This window comes from Pseudonocardia spirodelae, from assembly GCF_037727765.1.
GTDB lineage: Bacteria > Actinomycetota > Actinomycetes > Mycobacteriales > Pseudonocardiaceae > Pseudonocardia > Pseudonocardia spirodelae.
In genome coordinates, this window is the sequence record NZ_JBBJUP010000018.1 from 59,487 (window position 1) to 74,756 (window position 15,270).

The following is a 15,270-nucleotide window of genomic DNA, read 5'->3' on the forward strand; positions in this document are numbered from 1 at the left end:
GCGCGGGCCGCCGGGCCGCACCGGGCTCAGCGACGGCGGCGGGTGCCGAACAGGCTGCGGGTGATCTCGCGGGTCACGGTGTTGGTGATCTGCCGCCCGGTCGGCGACTGCAGGAACGCGCCGACCTTGGACAGGAAACCGCCGCCGCTGTCGTCCTGCGGCTGCGGCGGGGGCGGCGGGGCCTGCCCCGGCTCCGGCGCGGGGGCGGGCGCACCGACCGGCGTCGCCTCGCCGCCCGGCCCGGCCGCGATGCTCGCGGTCAGCTTCTCGTAGGCCGACTCGCGGTCCACCATCTGCCCGTACTTCGCCTGTAGCGCCGACGCGGCGGCCTCGGCCCGGACGTCGTCGACCGACAGGGCCGCCATCAGCGAGCGCGGGGCGCGCAGCCGGGTCCACGCCACCGGCGTCGGGGCGCCCCGCTCGGACAGCACCGTCACCACGGCCTCGCCGGTGCCCAGCGACGTCAGCGCCGACTCCAGGTCGTAGACCTGCGACTTCGGGTAGGTCCGCACGGTGCGGGCGAGCGCCTTCTGGTCGTCGGGGGTGAACGCGCGCAGGGCGTGCTGGATCCGGGCACCGAGCTGGGACAGCACCTCGTTCGGCACGTCGGTGGGCAGCTGGGTGCAGAAGAACACCCCGACGCCCTTGGACCGGATCAGCTTCACGGTCTGCTCGATGCGGTCGAGGAACGCCGTGGACGCGTCGGTGAACAGCAGGTGCGCCTCGTCGAAGAAGAACACCAGCTTCGGCCGGTCCAGGTCGCCGGCCTCGGGCAGCTCCTCGTAGAGCTCGGCCAGCAGCCACATCAGGAACGTGGAGAACAGCACCGGGTTCGCGGCGCGCTCGGCCAGCTCCAGCAGGGTGACGACGCCCTTGCCGTCGATCTGGTTCATCAGGTCCGCCGGCTCGAACTCCGGCTCCCCGAAGAAGGTGTCGCCGCCCTGGGCCTCCAGGTTCACCAGCGACCGCAGGATCACCCCGGCCGTGGCGGGCGAGACGCCGCCGATGCCCTTGAGGTCGGCCTTGCCCTCGTCGGAGGTCAGGTGGGTGATGACCGCGCGCAGGTCCTTGGTGTCGAGCAGCGGCAGCCCGCGCTGGTCGGCCCAGTGGAAGATCAGGCCGAGGGTGGACTCCTGGGTGGCGTTGAGCCCGAGGACCTTGGCCAGCAGGATCGGGCCGAACTGGGTGATCGTCGCCCGCACCGGGACGGCGACGCCGCCGTCGCCCAGCGACAGGAACTGCACCGGGTACGCCGTCGGCGTCCAGTCGTCCCCGGTGTCCGCGGCGCGCGCGGTGACCTTGTCGTTCGGCTCGCCGGGCCGCGCCATCCCGGACAGGTCGCCCTTGACGTCGGCGAGCAGGACGGGCACCCCGGCGTCGGACAGCTGCCCGGCCAGCGCCTGCAGCGTCTTCGTCTTGCCGGTACCGGTGGCGCCCGCGACCAGGCCGTGCCGGTTCAGGGTGGCCAGGGGGATGCGGACCCGCGCCTGCGGGTCGCACGTCCCGTCCACCAGGACGGTGCCGAGCTCGAGCGCGGCCCCGTCGGTGGCGTATCCGGCGGCGATGGTGCGGGCGGGTGTGTCGTCAGCCACGGGCGCGAGCCTAGGCCACTCCCCCGGCCGTGGCGGTGCAGCCACGCGCCGGGCCCGCGAGCGTCACCTAGGCTGGGGGGATGAGTGACCGGCTGGTGTGGATCGACTGCGAGATGACCGGGCTCGACCTGGGTTCCGACGCCCTCATCGAGATCGCGGCCCTGGTCACCGACGGCGACCTCAACATCCTGGGCGAGGGCGTCGACGTGGTGATCGCCTGCGACGACGCGAAGCTCGACGCCATGCCCGACGTCGTGCGCGACATGCACGCCCGCTCCGGTCTGACCGAGGAGGTCCGACGGGCCACCGTCACCCTCGAGCAGGCCGAGAAGATGGTGCTCGACTACGTCCGCGCGCACGTGCCCGACGCCCGCACCGCGCCGCTGGCCGGCAACTCGATCGCCACCGACCGCGGCTTCATCGCCCGCGACATGACCGAGCTCGACGGCTACCTGCACTACCGGATGATCGACGTCAGCTCGGTGAAGGAGCTGGCCCGGCGCTGGTTCCCGCGGGTGTTCTACGCCAAGCCCGAGAAGGGTCTCGCGCACCGCGCGCTGGCCGACATCCGCGAGTCCATCCGGGAGCTCGCCTACTACCGCCAGGCCCTGTTCGTCGCCCCGCCCGGCCCGACGACCGAGCAGGCGCAGGCCGCCGCGGCCGCGGTCGCGCACGTCGCGGCACCCCCGGACGGCGGTACGACCCCCGCCTGACACCGTCCGGAACGGGCGGGCTACAGTAGTCCAGCGCTTCCGGGAGTGCCCGGGAGAACGCATGGTGGGTGTAGCTCAGTTGGTAGAGCACCTGGTTGTGGTCCAGGGGGCCGCGGGTTCAAGTCCCGTCACTCACCCGGTCGCCGTCCCTGCAGCAGCAGAGGTGTGCGACGGACAAGTACACATGCGCCGTTAGCTCAATTGGCAGAGCAGCTGGCTCTTAACCAGCGGGTTCGGGGTTCGAGTCCCTGACGGCGCACGCACGACCACAACTGAAGACCTGCGCCGTTAGCTCAATTGGCAGAGCAGCTGGCTCTTAACCAGCGGGTTCGGGGTTCGAGTCCCTGACGGCGCACCACCACTGACCTGGCCGTTCTCCCCCTCGGGAGAGCGGCCGGAGTCGTCTCCGGCCCCGGCGGGGTCGGGCGTCCCCCGCGTGATCCGACCGTCGACCTCGAGGCTGTGGGCGCGAGCGCGATCGTCGTCCGGCGTCATCCGCCCACGCGGGCGCCACGGGCCGAGCGGGACGGGCGGGCGACCCCGGGCGCCGTGCGCGCACGGGCGACCAGCACCGCGACCAGGCCGACCGCGGAGAGCACCGGGAGGTCGACGACCCCGGACGCGTGGAGCCCGGTGTCGACCAGAGGCAGGCCGACCATCATCGCGAAGACCCACGTCGGGGCGGTCGGCAGCCGCCCCGAGGCCCGCCGCCCCCACCGTGTCCGGCCCCCCGGCTTGGCGACCGACAGCCAGACCTGCACGGCCAGGCCCGTCGCGACGAGCCCGAGACCGACGGCCACGGGGAGGGCGACCCCGTGGGCGCCCCGGCCGGCGTCCTCGGCGACTCCCGGCAGGGCCCGGCCGAGCACCGCGGTCCCGAGAGCGATCTGCCCGAGGGTGAGGACCACCTTCGCCGACACCCACCGGTGCTGGAACCACCCCCAGGCGGTGGCGGTGGACAACGCGAAGCCGCTCAGCGCCGCGATCATGGCGGAGAAGCCGAGCACGGTGACGTCGAGTTCGTGTGCCATCGCAGCCGCGGCGGTCCGGGTCCCGCCCGGCGGGGAGGAGAGACTCAGCCCGAGCAGGGCGACGAGTGCGACGGCCAGACCGAGCCAGCACACGGACGCGATGACGTGGATCGAGACGAGCAGCGATCGCCAGGACCGGGTCGACGGGAAGGACGGCGCGCGCAGGAATCCCATGCCGCGGACTACCCGGATAGCTAAGTTGTTTAACTACATTGCCCGTGACCGGAGGCCGACATGACCGACGAGGCGACTCCCCTGGACGCAGCGCTCGCCGCCCTCGACGACACCACGCTCGCGGTCCGCGACCTCATCAGCGCCTCGCAGGACCTCACCGCGCGGATGGCCCGGCGCATGGGGATGAACGTCAGCGACATGACCGCGATCCTGATGCTCTCCGAGCGCGGACCCATGGGCGGCACCGAGCTCGCCCGCCTGCTCGAGATCTCGACCGCGGCGGTCACGATCCTCGTCGACCGGCTCCAGCGCTCCGGCCACGTCGAGCGGTCCCGCGACCCCGGCGACGGGCGCCGGGTGCGGGTCTCGGGAACCACGGCCGCCCGCACCGCCGCCCTCCGCGCCTGGATGCCGGCGATCCAGGACCTCGACGAGGTCTGCCGATCGCTCTCCCCCTCCGAGCGCGCCGTGGCCCAGGACGTCCTCGGCCGCCTCCGCGCCGCGATGGCGCGAGGCGCACAGGCGTGACCGCGGTCTATCGTCGACCCCACTTCGTTAGCTCGGAACAAGGAGATGTCGTGGGGAACGACGTCGTCGTGCCGCCCGGTCCCGCGGGCCGGCGGCACCGGCTGCTGATCCTGGCCGTGCTGTGCACCAGCATCCTGGTCGTCTCGATGGACGTGACGATCATCAACGTGGCGCTGCCCGCGCTGGTCACCGACCTGCAGGCCTCGATCACCGAGCTGCAGTGGACCGTCGACGCCTACACCGTGGTGCTGGCCTGCTTCCTCATGCTCGCGGGCGCCACCGCGGACCGGATCGGACGGCGCCGGGTCTTCCGGGCCGGGCTCGTCCTGTTCGGCACCGGGTCGCTGCTGTGCAGCCTCGCCCCGACGGTCGGCTGGCTGATCGGGGCGCGGGTGGTGCAGGCGCTCGGCGGCGCGATGCTCAACCCGGTCGCCATGTCGATCATCACCAACGTCTTCACCGACCTGCGCGAGCGGGCGCGCGCGATCGGCGTCTGGGGCGCGATGGTCGGCATCTCCCTCGGCGTCGGGCCGGTGCTCGGCGGGCTGCTCGTGGACACCGTGGGCTGGCGGTCGGTCTTCTGGGTCAACGTGCCGGTCGTGGCCGTCGCGTGGGTGCTGACGACCCGGCTCGTCCCCGAGTCCCGCGCGGCCCGGCCGCGGCGCGCCGACCCGGTGGGGCAGCTGCTGGTGGTGGCCCTGCTCGGGTCGACGGTGGCCGCCGTGATCGAGGGGCCGCGGCTGGGCTGGACCTCGGGCGCCGTCACCGGGCTGGCGGTGACGGCGGTCGTCGCGCTCGCCGGCCTGCTCGTCTGGGAACGCCGCCACCCCGAGCCGCTGGTGGAGCTGCGGTTCTTCGGGAGCGTCCCCTTCACCTCGGCGACGGTGATCGCGGTCTGCGCGTTCGCCTCGTTCGGCTCGCTGCTGTTCCTGGCCGCGCTCTACCTGCAGGACGTGCGCGGGCTCAGCGCCCTGCAGGCCGGGCTGATGCTGCTGCCCGCCGCCGTCGCGACGACGGTCGTCGCGCCGCTGGCCGGGCGGATGGTCGCCACCCGCGGGGCGCGGCTGCCGCTCGTGCTGGGCGGGACGGCGATGGTGGCGGTCGCGCTGACCTTCTCCCAGCTCTCGGCCGGCACCCCGCTGTGGGTCGTCCTCGTCGCGCACGGGGTGTTCGGCTGCGGGTTCGCGCTGCTCAACCCGCCGATCACGAACACCGCGGTGAACGGCATGCCGCCCGAGCGCGCCGGGGTCGCCGCCGCGGTGGCCTCGACGAGCCGGCAGGCCGGGCAGTCCTTCGGCGTGGCGGTCAGCGGGACCGTGGTGGCGACGGCGGCGGGCACCGTGGCCGGGGTCGCGACGGCGTGGGCGGTGGTGGTGCCGCTGACCGTCGCCGTCGTGGTGCTGGGGCTGCTCGGGACGACCGCGCGGGCGCACGCCTCCGCGGCCCGGGTCGCGGCATCGTTCCCGCCCGCGGCGTCCCCCGCCCGCGCGGGCTGAGCGGGCCGTCGACGGAGGCACAGGGGGCCACGAACAGTCCGCCCTCGGCCATCGGCCGGGACGTGCCGGATGTCGGGCAGCCCGGCACGGAGGTCGGGAGCCGCGGTGAAATGCGCGGAGCCGACCCGCACGCGGGCGGCATCGGGCCGATGACCCCGGCCGCGGACCCGTCCACCGGACGGGCCGCGACGGCGTACGGGTCAGACGGCGAAGAGCTGCTCGGGGTCGGCGAAGGCCTTGAACTCGAGCGCGTTGCCCGCGGGGTCGAGGAAGAACATCGTCCACTGCTCGCCCGGCTCGCCCTCGAACCGCACGTACGGCTCGATGACGAACCGCGTGCCGGCGGCGGTGAGCCGCTCGGCCAGTGCCCGGAACTCGGGCACGGTCAGGACGAGACCGAAGTGCGGGACGGGCACGTCGTGGCCGTCGACGGGGTTGGTGCCGGCGACGCCCGCGCGCGGGGCGTCCGAGGGCTCGCCGACCTGGTGGGTGACGACCTGGTGGCCGGCGACGTTCCAGTCGGTCCAGCGCTCGGCGGAGCGCCCGCGGGAGAAGCCGAGCAGCGTGCCGTAGAACTCGCGGGCCGCCTCGATGTCGTCCACCGGGATCGCCAGGTGGAACGGCGGGCGCACGGAGGTGACGATCGCGGCGGATTCCGTGGTCGGTGCGGACACAGGGGTACCTCTCATCCTTCGGTGTCGCGCCCGGACGGGATGACGCCCGGACGCACGGGTCCCCGGGCCGGAGCCGGCCGAGGAGGTCGATGTCGGCGTCGGCGATCGAGCGGACGGGTCCACGATCCATCCTCGGGCGACGGCGGTCTCGGCGGGGTCCCGACAGGGGGCGTGGGCCCGACCGCCACTCCGCTCGCAGCACGTTCGTCGCGGGTGCGGTGCACGACGCCGGGGGCCAACGGCTCGGGGCCGCATGTGACGGCGGCCCCGAGCGCGATCACCGCGCGTCCCGCCCGGCCCAGAACGCCGACAGCTCGCCGCGGTCGGCCGACCAGGCGGCGTGCAGCCCGTCCTGCCCGCCGTCGATGTGGGCGAGCACGAGGCGGCGGAGCTCGTCGGCGTCGCCGTCGGCCAGCGCCTGGACCATCCCGCGGTGCTCGTCCTGCACACGGTCGTAGGCGCCGGTGCCGTGCACGTAGAAGCGCGAGTACGGCTCGAGCCGGTGGTAGAGCTGCGAGATCAGCTCGTAGCGCAGCGGCAGCCGGGCGAGCCGGTACATGTCCAGGTGGAACGCGAGGTTGGTGCGCGACCAGGCGGCGGCGCCGGTGTCGGCGACCCGGTCCATCTCGCCGGCCATGTCGTCGAACCGGGCGACGTCGCGGCGCGACACCCGCTCGGCGACGTGCGGGGCGAAGCTGGGCTCGACCATCCGGCGCAGGTCGTAGATCTCGTCGATCTCGGCCAGGTCCAGCTCGGTGACGAAGGTGCCCCGTCCGGCCTCGCTGCGCAGCAGGCCCTCGCCCACCAGGGTGCGCAGGGCCTCCCGCAACGGGATGCGGCTCACGCCGTAGCGGTCCGCCAGCTCCTCCTGCACCAGCCGGTGGCCCGGCGGGTACACGCCCTCCACGATCGCGCGACGCAGAGCGTCGACCAGCGCGTCATCCGATGCCATGGGTTCTGTATACGGTGGATACAGCGTGTACGGAACCCCCCACCGACGCGGTTTACCGGAATGACACCGGCGCACACACGGCCGTCGCCCGCCCCCCGGGGCGTGACCCCGGTCGCCCGGACAGGACCGATCGGACCCGACCCGCCACGATGGTCGGCATGGGCCGACCCGACCACGCCGTCTTCCTCAAGCGCTCGTTCTCGAAGATGGACCAGCTCGCCACCCCGTTCCTCACCGGACGCCGGCTCTGCCGCCAGCTCGCCGGGGTCGTTCCCCGCGGCACGAACGGCGTCGTCGTCGAGCTGGGTGCCGGGCCGGGGGTGCTGGCCGAGCCGATCCGCGAGCGCCTCGGACCGCACGCGCGCTACCTCGCGATCGAGATCGACGAGGAGCTGGTGGCACACCTGCGCCGGCACAAGCCGTGGCTGGAGGTCGTGCAGGGCGACGTCGCCGACCTCGACCGCATCCTCGACGACGCCGGCATCACCGAGGTCGACGCCTTCGTCTCCACCCTGCCGTGGGCGGTGTTCCCGCAGACCCTGCGCCTGTCGGTGATGGGCACGATCGCGCGCCGGCTCGTCCCGGGCGGCGTGATGAGCATGATCATCACCTGGATGGCGCTGCCGAACCGGGTCCGCGACCTGCGCGACCTGCTCGACACCCACTTCGACGAGGTCGTGGAGACCGCGACCGAGTGGCGCAACCCGCCGCCCGCGCGCACCTTCCTGTGCCGCCGCCCGCTCCCCCAGTTCAACTCCCTCGATGAGCGAGACACTCGCTCGGCGAGCTAATATGGCGGGGTGACCGAGGAACGGACGATCGTCGCGGGCGGCGGCCCCGGCGGCATGCTGCTCGCCTACCTGCTCGCGCGCGCCGGCCTGCCGGTGACGCTGCTGGAGAAGCACCAGGACTTCGACCGCGACTTCCGCGGCGACTCCCTGCACCCGTGGACCCTGGAGCTGCTGGACCGGCTCGGCCTGGCCGGGCGGCTGCTGGAGCTGCCGCACGTCCCGGCCCGCCAGTTCCGCTTCCGCACGCCGCGGGGCGTGGTCACGACCACCGACTACGGCCTGCTCGACACGCCCTACGACTACGTCGCCCTCATGCCGCAGGCCCGGTTCCTCGACTTCCTCGCCGCCGAGGCCGCCCGGTTGCCGTCCTTCGAGCTGCGCACCGGGGCGGCGGTGAACGGGCTGCTGGGCGCGGGCACCGAGGACGACCCCGTCCGCGGGGTGACGCTGCGCTCCGGGGAGACGCTGGAGGCCGGGCTCGTCGTCGCCGCCGACGGCCGGTTCTCCCGGGTCCGCGCCCTCGCCGGGCTGACCGCGGAGTCCCAGGGCGCGACCACCGACCTGCTGTGGTTCGCGCTCCCGCACCGCGACACCGACCCGGCCGACGCCGACGTCGACCTGTTCCTCGGCACCCGGCACTACGTCGGGCTGCTCGGCGGCCCCGGCCGCTGGCAGGTCGGGCTCTCGCTGCCCAAGGGCGGCTTCCCCGCGCTGCGCGAGGCCGGCGTCGGGTACGTCCGGCGCGAGGTCGCCGAGCGCGTCCCGTGGCTGGCCGACCGGGTCGGCCTGCTCACCGACCTCAACGAGGCCACCCTGCTCTCGGTGGACATCTCCCGCGTCCCGGCCTGGCACCGGCCGGGCCTGCTGCTCATCGGCGACGCGGCGCACGTCATCTCCCCGGTCGGCGGCAACGGCATCCTGATGGCGCTGCAGGACGCGCTGGCCGCGGCGAACCACCTGGTCCCGGCGCTGCGCGCGGGCGGGGTCCGCGACGCGGTGCTCGCCGCCGTGCAGGCCGAGCGGGAGCCCGCGATCGTCGCGGTGCAGCGCCAGCAGGTACGCATCGAGCGCTCGGTCGCCCGCGCCCGCGAGCGGGGCCGCACGATCGCCCCGCCCGCGTTCGTCCGGCTGCTGATGCGCCTGCCCGCGGTGCGGCGCCGCTCGGCCCGCGGCAACGCCTACGGGCCGGTCCCGGTGCGTCCGACCCCGGAGCTGGAACGCGCGCTGGCGCTCGGGCCCGCGCCGGTCGACGCCTGAGCCGGGCGGGGTCCGCCCCGGTGCGGGCGGGCCGCCCGACGTAGCGTCGGCGCGTGAGCACCCCCGCATCCGGGACCCGCGCGGCCACCGCCGCCGTCCCACCCGTCCTGGCCGCCACCGTCCCGCTCGCCGCCGTCGAGCGCGAGGGCACCGTCGAGTCGGTCCACCTCGGGACCCTCGCCGTGCGCGACGCCGCCGGCCCGGTTCCCGGCGCGGGCGACCCGGACGTGGCCTTCCTGCCCCGCTCCGCGCTCAAGCCGGTGCAGGCGGTCGCGATGGTGCGGGCCGGCCTCGACCTCGACGGGGAGCTGCTCGCGCTGGCCTGCGCCTCGCACTCGGGCGAGCCCGCGCACGTCGACGGGGTCCGCCGGATCCTCGCCGGGGCCGGGCTGACCGGGGCCGACCTGGACAACACCCCCGACCTGCCGCTCGACGACGCCGCCGCGGCCGCCGTCCGCGCCGCCGGGGACGGGCCGTCGCCGCTGCTGCAGAACTGCTCGGGCAAGCACGCCGCCATGCTCGCCACCTGCGTCGCCGCCGGCTGGCCGACGGCGGGCTACCGCGACCCCGGCCACCCGCTGCAGCGCGCGATCGCCGGCACCGTCGCGGAGCTGACCGGGGTCCCGGTCGGCGTCACGACCGTCGACGGCTGCGGCGCCCCGCTGTTCGGGTCCACCCCGGCCGGGCTGGCGCGCGCGTTCGCGGTGCTCGCCACGGCCGCGCCGGGCAGCCCGGAGGGCCGGGTCGCCGCCGCCGTGCGGGCCCACCCGTGGTGGGTCGGCGGCACCGGCCGGGCGGTGACCCGGCTGGCCGGGGCGGTGCCCGGGCTCATCGCGAAGGACGGCGCCGAGGGCGTGCTCGCCGCCGCGCTGCCGGACGGGCGGGCGTTCGCCGCGACCGTGCTGGACGGCTCGGCCCGGCCGCTGCCCGTCATCGCGCGGGTGGTGCTGGAACGCCTCGGCGCCGGGTCCGGCGCGCTGGACGCGGCGACCCGCACCGACGTGCTCGGCCACGGACGTCCGGTCGGCGCGGTCCGCGCGCTGTTCTGACCCCCCGCTCCGGACCCGGCCCGCCGCGCCTACCCGGCCGGGCGGGACCGGTCCGCCGCGCGCCCGAGCCGGGCGGCGACCGCGTCGAGGTGCCCGACCAGCTCGGGCGGCTCCACCACCTCGAAGTCGACGCCGAAGAAGCACAGCCACACCGCCAGCGACTCCAGCGTCCACGCGCCCGCGGCGAGCTCGCAGCGGCCGTCGCCGAGGTCGGTGACGATCCCCGACGCCGGGGTGACGTGCTCCGCGATCCGCTCGGCCGGGGCGTGGAACACGATCCGCGCCCGGTACGGGTAGGCGCCGGAGGAGATGCCGCGCTGGGCGAACGCGGCGATCCCGCCCTCGGGCTCCGGGCGCGGGACGAACCGCGGGCCGGCCGGCAGCTTCGGGCGCATCCGGTCCACCCGGAACGTGCGCCGGTCGTCGCGGCCGGTGTCCCACGCGACGAGGTACCAGCGGCGCCCGGTGTGCACGAGGCCCTCCGGCTCGGCGACGCGGCGGGTCTCGGTCCCGTCGGCGGCGACGTAGTCGAAGCGCAGCACCTCGTGGTCGCGGCAGGCCGCGGCGAGCGCGGACAGCACGTCGGCGTCCACGGTCGGGCCGCGCGCGGCGAGCGTCGAGGTGGCGGTGCCGAGCGCGGCGACGCGGCGGCGCAGCCGGTTCGGCAGGACCTGCTCCAGCTTCGCCAGTGCCCGGACCGAGGTCTCCTCGATCCCGGAGACGGAGCCGCCCGCGGCGGTCCGCAGCCCGACCGCGACGGCGACGGCCTCGTCGTCCTCGAGCAGCAGGGGTGGCAGGGCGGCGCCGGCGCCGAGCCGGTAGCCCCCGGTCACCCCGGGTGTGGAGTGCACCGGGTAGCCCAGGGTGCGCAGCTTGTCGACGTCGCGCCGGACGGTGCGCACGTCGACGTCGAGCCGCTCGGCCAGCGCCGGGCCGGTCCAGTCGCGCGGCACCTGCAGCAGCCCGAGCAGGCGCAGCAGCCGCGCCGAGGTCCCCATCACGACGGCCAGTGTGCCCGCCGTCGCGGACATCTCCGGTCCTGGATGCGGTCCGGGACCGCCCGGTCGAGCCGGACGGCGCCGCGCCGTCTACGGTCGCCGCCGTGGACACGAGCGAGCGGGTCGGCCGGTACGTGCGGATGGTGGCCGTCGAGGGGCAGGGCCCGGAGCTGGCGGGCGCGCTGCTGCGGGTCGCCGACGACATGGCCGCCCAGCCCGGCTGCCTCGCCTACGTCGTCAACGCCACCCCCGACGAGCCCGACGCGGTGTGGGTCACCGAGATGTGGACCGACGCCGCCTCCTCCGAGGCGGCGCTGAGCCGCGACATCGGCGAGAGCGGCCTCGGTGAGGTGCTGGCGCTGCTCACCGCCCCGCCGGACTACATCGAGGTCACCCCGCTCGGCGGTCCCGGCCTGCCCGCCTGACGGGCGGCCGGGCCCGCGGCGGGCTCAGTCGCGCTGCTCCGAGCGCTCCTTGCGGGCGCGCAGCGAGCCGGCGTGCGCGGTCATCGTCGGGTCGCCCTTGGTCTTGATCAGGCTGGCGACGGTGACGACCGCGAGGATCCCCAGGATCACCACGAGGCTGGCCATCGTCGGGATCTCCGGGACCGCCGGGTCGATGTCCACGTGCGCCCAGTGCAGCACCAGCTTCACGCCGATGAAGCCGAGGATGATCGCGAGCCCGGTCGACAGGTAGACCAGGCGGTCGAGCAGGCCCTTCACCAGGAAGAACAGCGCCCGCAGGCCGAGCAGGGCGAACGCGTTCGCCGCGAAGACGATGTAGGCCTCCTGCGTGACGCCGAAGACCGCGGGGATCGAGTCGAGCGCGAACAGCAGGTCGATGCCGCCGATCGAGACCAGCACGATGAACATCGGGGTCGCGACCCGGCGGCCGTTGTCGCGGGTGAACAGCCTGCCGCCGTCGTACTCCTCGGTGACCGGGAAGAGCTTGCGCGCGCCCTTCACGACCATGTTGTCCTCGATGTCGGGGTCCTCGTCCTTGTGCCGGTAGAGCTGGACCGCGGTCCAGAGCAGCAGCAGGCCGAAGACCAGGAACATGAAGGAGAACAGGTTCAGCAGCGTCGCCCCGACCGCGATGAAGATCGCGCGCATGATCAGGGCGAGCACGATGCCGAAGGTCAGCACCTTGTGCTGGTGCTCCTCGGGCACCGCGAACGTCGTCATGATGACGACGAAGACGAACAGGTTGTCGACCGAGAGGCTCTTCTCGACGATGTAGCCGGTGAAGTACTGGGTGCCGAAGTCCCAGCCGTGGACCATGGCGAAGACGAGCCCGAACGCGATGGCGACCGCGATGTAGAGGACCGACCAGGCGGTCGCCTCCGTGAAGCCCACCCGGTGCGGCCGCAACCAGCCCAGCACCAGGTCGAACGCGAGCAGCGCGAGGATCACGCCGATCGTGACGGCCCATTCGAGCCCGCTGATCTCCAGCACCGGGGGTCCTCCCGCAGGTCACCGCACCGGCCACGGCAGCCGGTTGCGTACCGCACCATATCGGGCACCGCGGACACCGCGCCCGTCCTGACGGGTCCCCCGGCCGGGGCTCAGCCCTTCGGACGCGCGGCGAACACCCCGTCGGACGGGAACGCGCCGTGGGCCAGGGCCGTCCGGACGAACGCGCCGCCCAGCTCCCCGAGCCGCGCGGCCCCGTCGGCCCCGAGCGCGGCCCAGGGGGCGGCGCCGAGACGGTGGGTGTCGTCCTCCAGCCGGCGGCGCAGCGCGACGCCCTGCTCGGTGAGCTCCGGGGTCACCGCCGCATCGGCGCCGTCGCCCGGGGCGGCGAGCAGGCCGCGGTCGGCGAGGCGGGCGACGCCGTCGTTCCACTCGGCCGCCGACCAGCCGCGGCTGGCGCGGGCGAACCCGACGGTGAACCCGGTGCCGGTCGCGGTGGCGGTCAGCAGCGCCTCCAGGCCGGACAGCCCGGCCTCGACCAGCAGCGCGATGTGCCCGTCGCCGCGGTGCTCGCGCAGGATCGACAGTGCGTGCCACAGGACCAGGTGCGGCTCCGACGGCCACGCGACGTCGAGGTGCCCGGCCGCGAGCGGCCGCCCGTCCGGGGTGACGGCCTCGGCGGCGGTGCGGGCCAGCGCGGCGGCCTCGGCCATCTCCGGGGAGGCGACGGCGTCGTCGCCGAGGGTGCGGCGCAGCGAGGCGTCGGCGACGGCGAACCGGACCTGGACCAGGTCCGGCGCGCTGACGAGCTCCCACGCCCTCGGGATCGAGGCGGCGACCAGGCGCGGGGAGAAGTTGTAGAACGTCGCGGTGACCACCGACGGTCCCACCGGGCCCATCGGGGCGGCGCGCGGGGCGAAGTAGACCATGCGGTCCGGCGCCAGCCCGGCGTCGACGTAGGCCCGCTCGCCCTCGGGGGCGAAGTAGACCTGGGCGTGCAGCGGCTCGAGCCCGCGGGCGAGGCGTCCGGCGGCGACAGCGGCGTCGTTCATGACCGCGACGCTAGTTCCCCCGCCCCGCTCACAGGATGCCGGGCAGGACCAGCAGGCCCCAGGCGAGCAGCGGACCGACCGCGACGACGACCCCGGCGTAGGCCAGCATCTGCCGGTAGAAGCGGTCCCGGTCGACGTCGTCGGGGGCGTTGGCCAGGATCAGCGCGCCGTTGGTGGAGAACGGGCTGACGTCGACGACCGTCGCCGCCACCGCGAGCGCGGCGACCATCCCGACCGCCGAGACCTCGCCCTGCTGCAGGAACGGCAGCGCCAGCGGGATCGCGACCCCGAGGATCGCCACCGAGGACGCGAACGCCGACAGCACCCCGCCGACGTAGCAGAGCAGCAGCGCCGCCAGCAGCGGCGCGCCGATCCCGGTGATCCCGGAGGAGACGAGGTCGACGGCGCCGGCGTCGAGCAGCACGCCGACGTAGGTGACGACGCCGCAGATCAGCAGGACCGTGGACCAGGAGATCCGGCCGACGACGTCCGGGCGGCCCGGGGCGAGCAGGCGCAGCAGGACCGCGACGGCGAGCCCGACGACGCCGACGTCCCAGCCGAACGCCGCCGCGCCGACGGCCATCACGAGGATCCCGGCGAGCGTGACGCCCTGCTCGAGCCCCACCCGCCCCGGCGCCGTCGCGGTGGTCGTCGTGGCGGCCGTCGCGGTGGCGGTGCCCGCCCGCGCGACGGGGGTCCCGTCGGCGGTCGCGTCGGCGGGGGTCCCGTCCGCGGCCGCGGGCGGCTCGACCGAGCGGCCCACCAGGGACCGGCCGCCGAGCAGCAGGAAGATCCCGACGGCGATGACCACGTTGACCAGCAGCGGGGTGAGGAACAGCGCCAGCGGGTCGCTGGGCAGCCCGACGCGGGCCATCGTCGTGTTCACGAACGCGCCGTAGACGGTGATCGGCGAGAACGCCCCGCCGAGCGCGCCGTGCACGACCATCATGCCCATGAGCAGCAGGTTGATGCCGTAGCGGCGGGCGAACGGCATCGCCAGCGGGGCGACGATCGCGACGGCGAACAGCGCGCCGACCGCGGACAGGCCGCACGAGATCGCGAAGAAGACGAACGGTGCGAGCGCGAGCTTCCCGCGCACCGACCGCATCGCCCAGTGCACGATGAGGTCGACCGTGCCGTTGGCCGTCGCGAGCGCGAACAGGTAGGTCAGCCCGACCAGGAGCAGGAACAGGTCCCCGGGGAACCCGCCGAGCACGTCGTCGAGGCTGAGCCCGAGCACCCCGATCCCGACACCGGCCGCGGCCACCAGGGCCAGGGCGCCGAGGTTGACCGGCATCGTCGTGGCGATCACGAACATGACCACCAGGACGGCGATCGCGATGATCTCGGGGCCCATCGGCCTCGCTCCTCTGCGTCGTCCGGCCCGGACGGCGGTGACCGGGCACGGGGCGACACGGTGACAGATGACCCACATCGTGAGCAAGTGCCCACATCGCAGACCGGCCGTCTCTGGTCAACCATTGACAGTCGACCGCCGGGACGCGCACGGTGCAACGGCCGGGGACGACGGGGTTCCCGGCGGGACCGCCA

At 74.7% G+C, this 15,270-nt stretch carries 15 protein-coding genes and 3 tRNA genes; 10 read left to right on the forward strand and 8 right to left on the reverse strand.

The window, feature by feature from the left end:
• Window positions 1–26 precede the first annotated feature (26 nt).
• Entirely contained in the window at window positions 27–1,592 is a 1,566-nt protein-coding gene (locus WJX68_RS20200) for a helicase HerA-like domain-containing protein (protein WP_340293339.1), read from the reverse strand.
• Between the two features lie 80 nt (window positions 1,593–1,672).
• On the opposite strand from WJX68_RS20200, the gene orn reads away from it, so the two are divergent.
• The 4 genes from orn (at window position 1,673) to WJX68_RS20220 (ending at window position 2,663) form a co-directional block, all read left to right on the forward strand.
• Entirely contained in the window at window positions 1,673–2,305 is a 633-nt protein-coding gene (gene orn, locus WJX68_RS20205; protein WP_340293341.1) for an oligoribonuclease, read from the forward strand.
• A 64-nt stretch (window positions 2,306–2,369) separates the two neighbouring features.
• Window positions 2,370–2,442, forward strand: a tRNA-His gene (locus WJX68_RS20210).
• 49 nt (window positions 2,443–2,491) lie between these two features.
• Window positions 2,492–2,564: transfer RNA gene (locus tag WJX68_RS20215), tRNA-Lys, on the forward strand.
• A gap of 23 nt (window positions 2,565–2,587) precedes the next feature.
• Window positions 2,588–2,663 (forward strand) — tRNA-Lys (locus tag WJX68_RS20220).
• A 133-nt stretch (window positions 2,664–2,796) separates the two neighbouring features.
• Here WJX68_RS20220 and WJX68_RS20225 read toward each other — a convergent pair.
• On the reverse strand, window positions 2,797–3,510 hold the full coding sequence (locus WJX68_RS20225) for a hypothetical protein (RefSeq protein WP_340293344.1): 714 nt from the start codon (window positions 3,508–3,510) through the stop codon (window positions 2,797–2,799).
• A 60-nt stretch (window positions 3,511–3,570) separates the two neighbouring features.
• Here WJX68_RS20225 and WJX68_RS20230 point away from each other — a divergent pair, with 60 nt between their 5' ends.
• Both WJX68_RS20230 and WJX68_RS20235 read left to right on the forward strand, forming a co-directional pair.
• On the forward strand, window positions 3,571–4,038 hold the full coding sequence (locus tag WJX68_RS20230) for a MarR family winged helix-turn-helix transcriptional regulator (protein ID WP_340293346.1): 468 nt from the start codon (window positions 3,571–3,573) through the stop codon (window positions 4,036–4,038).
• Between the two features lie 50 nt (window positions 4,039–4,088).
• Window positions 4,089–5,534, forward strand: a complete 1,446-nt coding sequence (locus WJX68_RS20235; RefSeq protein WP_340293349.1) for an MFS transporter — start codon at window positions 4,089–4,091, stop codon at window positions 5,532–5,534.
• Between the two features lie 200 nt (window positions 5,535–5,734).
• Here WJX68_RS20235 and WJX68_RS20240 read toward each other — a convergent pair whose 3' ends face one another.
• Together WJX68_RS20240 and WJX68_RS20245 are read right to left on the reverse strand one after the other, a co-directional pair.
• Window positions 5,735–6,223 carry a VOC family protein gene (locus WJX68_RS20240; RefSeq protein ID WP_340293351.1) on the reverse strand — a complete coding sequence of 163 codons (489 nt, stop codon included), beginning with the start codon at window positions 6,221–6,223 and terminating at the stop codon, window positions 5,735–5,737.
• Between the two features lie 262 nt (window positions 6,224–6,485).
• Window positions 6,486–7,160: a GntR family transcriptional regulator gene (locus tag WJX68_RS20245; protein WP_340293353.1), complete on the reverse strand. Its 675-nt coding sequence runs from the start codon at window positions 7,158–7,160 to the stop codon at window positions 6,486–6,488.
• 158 nt (window positions 7,161–7,318) lie between these two features.
• Between WJX68_RS20245 and WJX68_RS20250 the strand changes: the two genes are divergently transcribed.
• Genes WJX68_RS20250 through WJX68_RS20260 form a run of 3 tightly spaced genes read left to right on the forward strand, consistent with a single transcriptional unit; the run spans window position 7,319 to window position 10,257 of the window.
• Window positions 7,319–7,951, forward strand: a complete 633-nt coding sequence (locus WJX68_RS20250; protein WP_340293355.1) for a class I SAM-dependent methyltransferase — start codon at window positions 7,319–7,321, stop codon at window positions 7,949–7,951.
• A 54-nt stretch (window positions 7,952–8,005) separates the two neighbouring features.
• The gene (locus WJX68_RS20255; RefSeq protein WP_422785745.1) at window positions 8,006–9,208 is read left to right on the forward strand and encodes an FAD-dependent oxidoreductase; all 1,203 of its coding nucleotides are present in this window, start codon (window positions 8,006–8,008) and stop codon (window positions 9,206–9,208) included.
• 53 nt (window positions 9,209–9,261) lie between these two features.
• The gene (locus tag WJX68_RS20260; protein WP_340293360.1) at window positions 9,262–10,257 is read left to right on the forward strand and encodes an asparaginase; all 996 of its coding nucleotides are present in this window, start codon (window positions 9,262–9,264) and stop codon (window positions 10,255–10,257) included.
• A gap of 29 nt (window positions 10,258–10,286) precedes the next feature.
• Here WJX68_RS20260 and WJX68_RS20265 read toward each other — a convergent pair whose 3' ends face one another.
• A complete protein-coding gene (locus WJX68_RS20265) occupies window positions 10,287–11,258 on the reverse strand; it encodes a helix-turn-helix transcriptional regulator (protein ID WP_340293474.1) in 972 nt (323 codons plus the stop codon).
• Window positions 11,259–11,359: 101 nt separating this feature from the next.
• Here WJX68_RS20265 and WJX68_RS20270 point away from each other — a divergent pair, with 101 nt between their 5' ends.
• The gene (locus WJX68_RS20270; RefSeq protein ID WP_340293363.1) at window positions 11,360–11,680 is read left to right on the forward strand and encodes a putative quinol monooxygenase; all 321 of its coding nucleotides are present in this window, start codon (window positions 11,360–11,362) and stop codon (window positions 11,678–11,680) included.
• A 24-nt stretch (window positions 11,681–11,704) separates the two neighbouring features.
• On the opposite strand, the gene WJX68_RS20275 is transcribed toward WJX68_RS20270, so the two are convergent.
• The 3 genes from WJX68_RS20275 to WJX68_RS20285 form a co-directional block, all read right to left on the reverse strand.
• The gene (locus WJX68_RS20275) at window positions 11,705–12,709 is read right to left on the reverse strand and encodes a TerC family protein (protein ID WP_340293366.1); all 1,005 of its coding nucleotides are present in this window, start codon (window positions 12,707–12,709) and stop codon (window positions 11,705–11,707) included.
• Window positions 12,710–12,819: 110 nt separating this feature from the next.
• Window positions 12,820–13,719, reverse strand: a complete 900-nt coding sequence (locus tag WJX68_RS20280; RefSeq protein ID WP_340293368.1) for an SCO6745 family protein — start codon at window positions 13,717–13,719, stop codon at window positions 12,820–12,822.
• 28 nt (window positions 13,720–13,747) lie between these two features.
• Window positions 13,748–15,076 (reverse strand): SLC13 family permease, encoded by a 1,329-nt coding sequence (locus WJX68_RS20285; RefSeq protein ID WP_340293371.1) that lies wholly within the window; start codon window positions 15,074–15,076, stop codon window positions 13,748–13,750.
• Between the last annotated feature and the right edge of the window lie 194 nt (window positions 15,077–15,270).

Coding starts and splice junctions, on each gene's coding strand:
- WJX68_RS20225 (WP_340293344.1), bottom strand. CDS start 3,510: ATGGGATTCCTGCGCGCGCCGTCCTTCCCGTCGACCCGGTCCTGGCGA.
- WJX68_RS20255 (WP_422785745.1), top strand. CDS start 8,006: ATGCTGCTCGCCTACCTGCTCGCGCGCGCCGGCCTGCCGGTGACGCTG.
- WJX68_RS20245 (WP_340293353.1), bottom strand. CDS start 7,160: ATGGCATCGGATGACGCGCTGGTCGACGCTCTGCGTCGCGCGATCGTG.
- orn (WP_340293341.1), top strand. CDS start 1,673: ATGAGTGACCGGCTGGTGTGGATCGACTGCGAGATGACCGGGCTCGAC.
- WJX68_RS20280 (WP_340293368.1), bottom strand. CDS start 13,719: ATGAACGACGCCGCTGTCGCCGCCGGACGCCTCGCCCGCGGGCTCGAG.
- WJX68_RS20240 (WP_340293351.1), bottom strand. CDS start 6,223: ATGAGAGGTACCCCTGTGTCCGCACCGACCACGGAATCCGCCGCGATC.
- WJX68_RS20250 (WP_340293355.1), top strand. CDS start 7,319: ATGGGCCGACCCGACCACGCCGTCTTCCTCAAGCGCTCGTTCTCGAAG.
- WJX68_RS20230 (WP_340293346.1), top strand. CDS start 3,571: ATGACCGACGAGGCGACTCCCCTGGACGCAGCGCTCGCCGCCCTCGAC.
- WJX68_RS20285 (WP_340293371.1), bottom strand. CDS start 15,076: ATGGGCCCCGAGATCATCGCGATCGCCGTCCTGGTGGTCATGTTCGTG.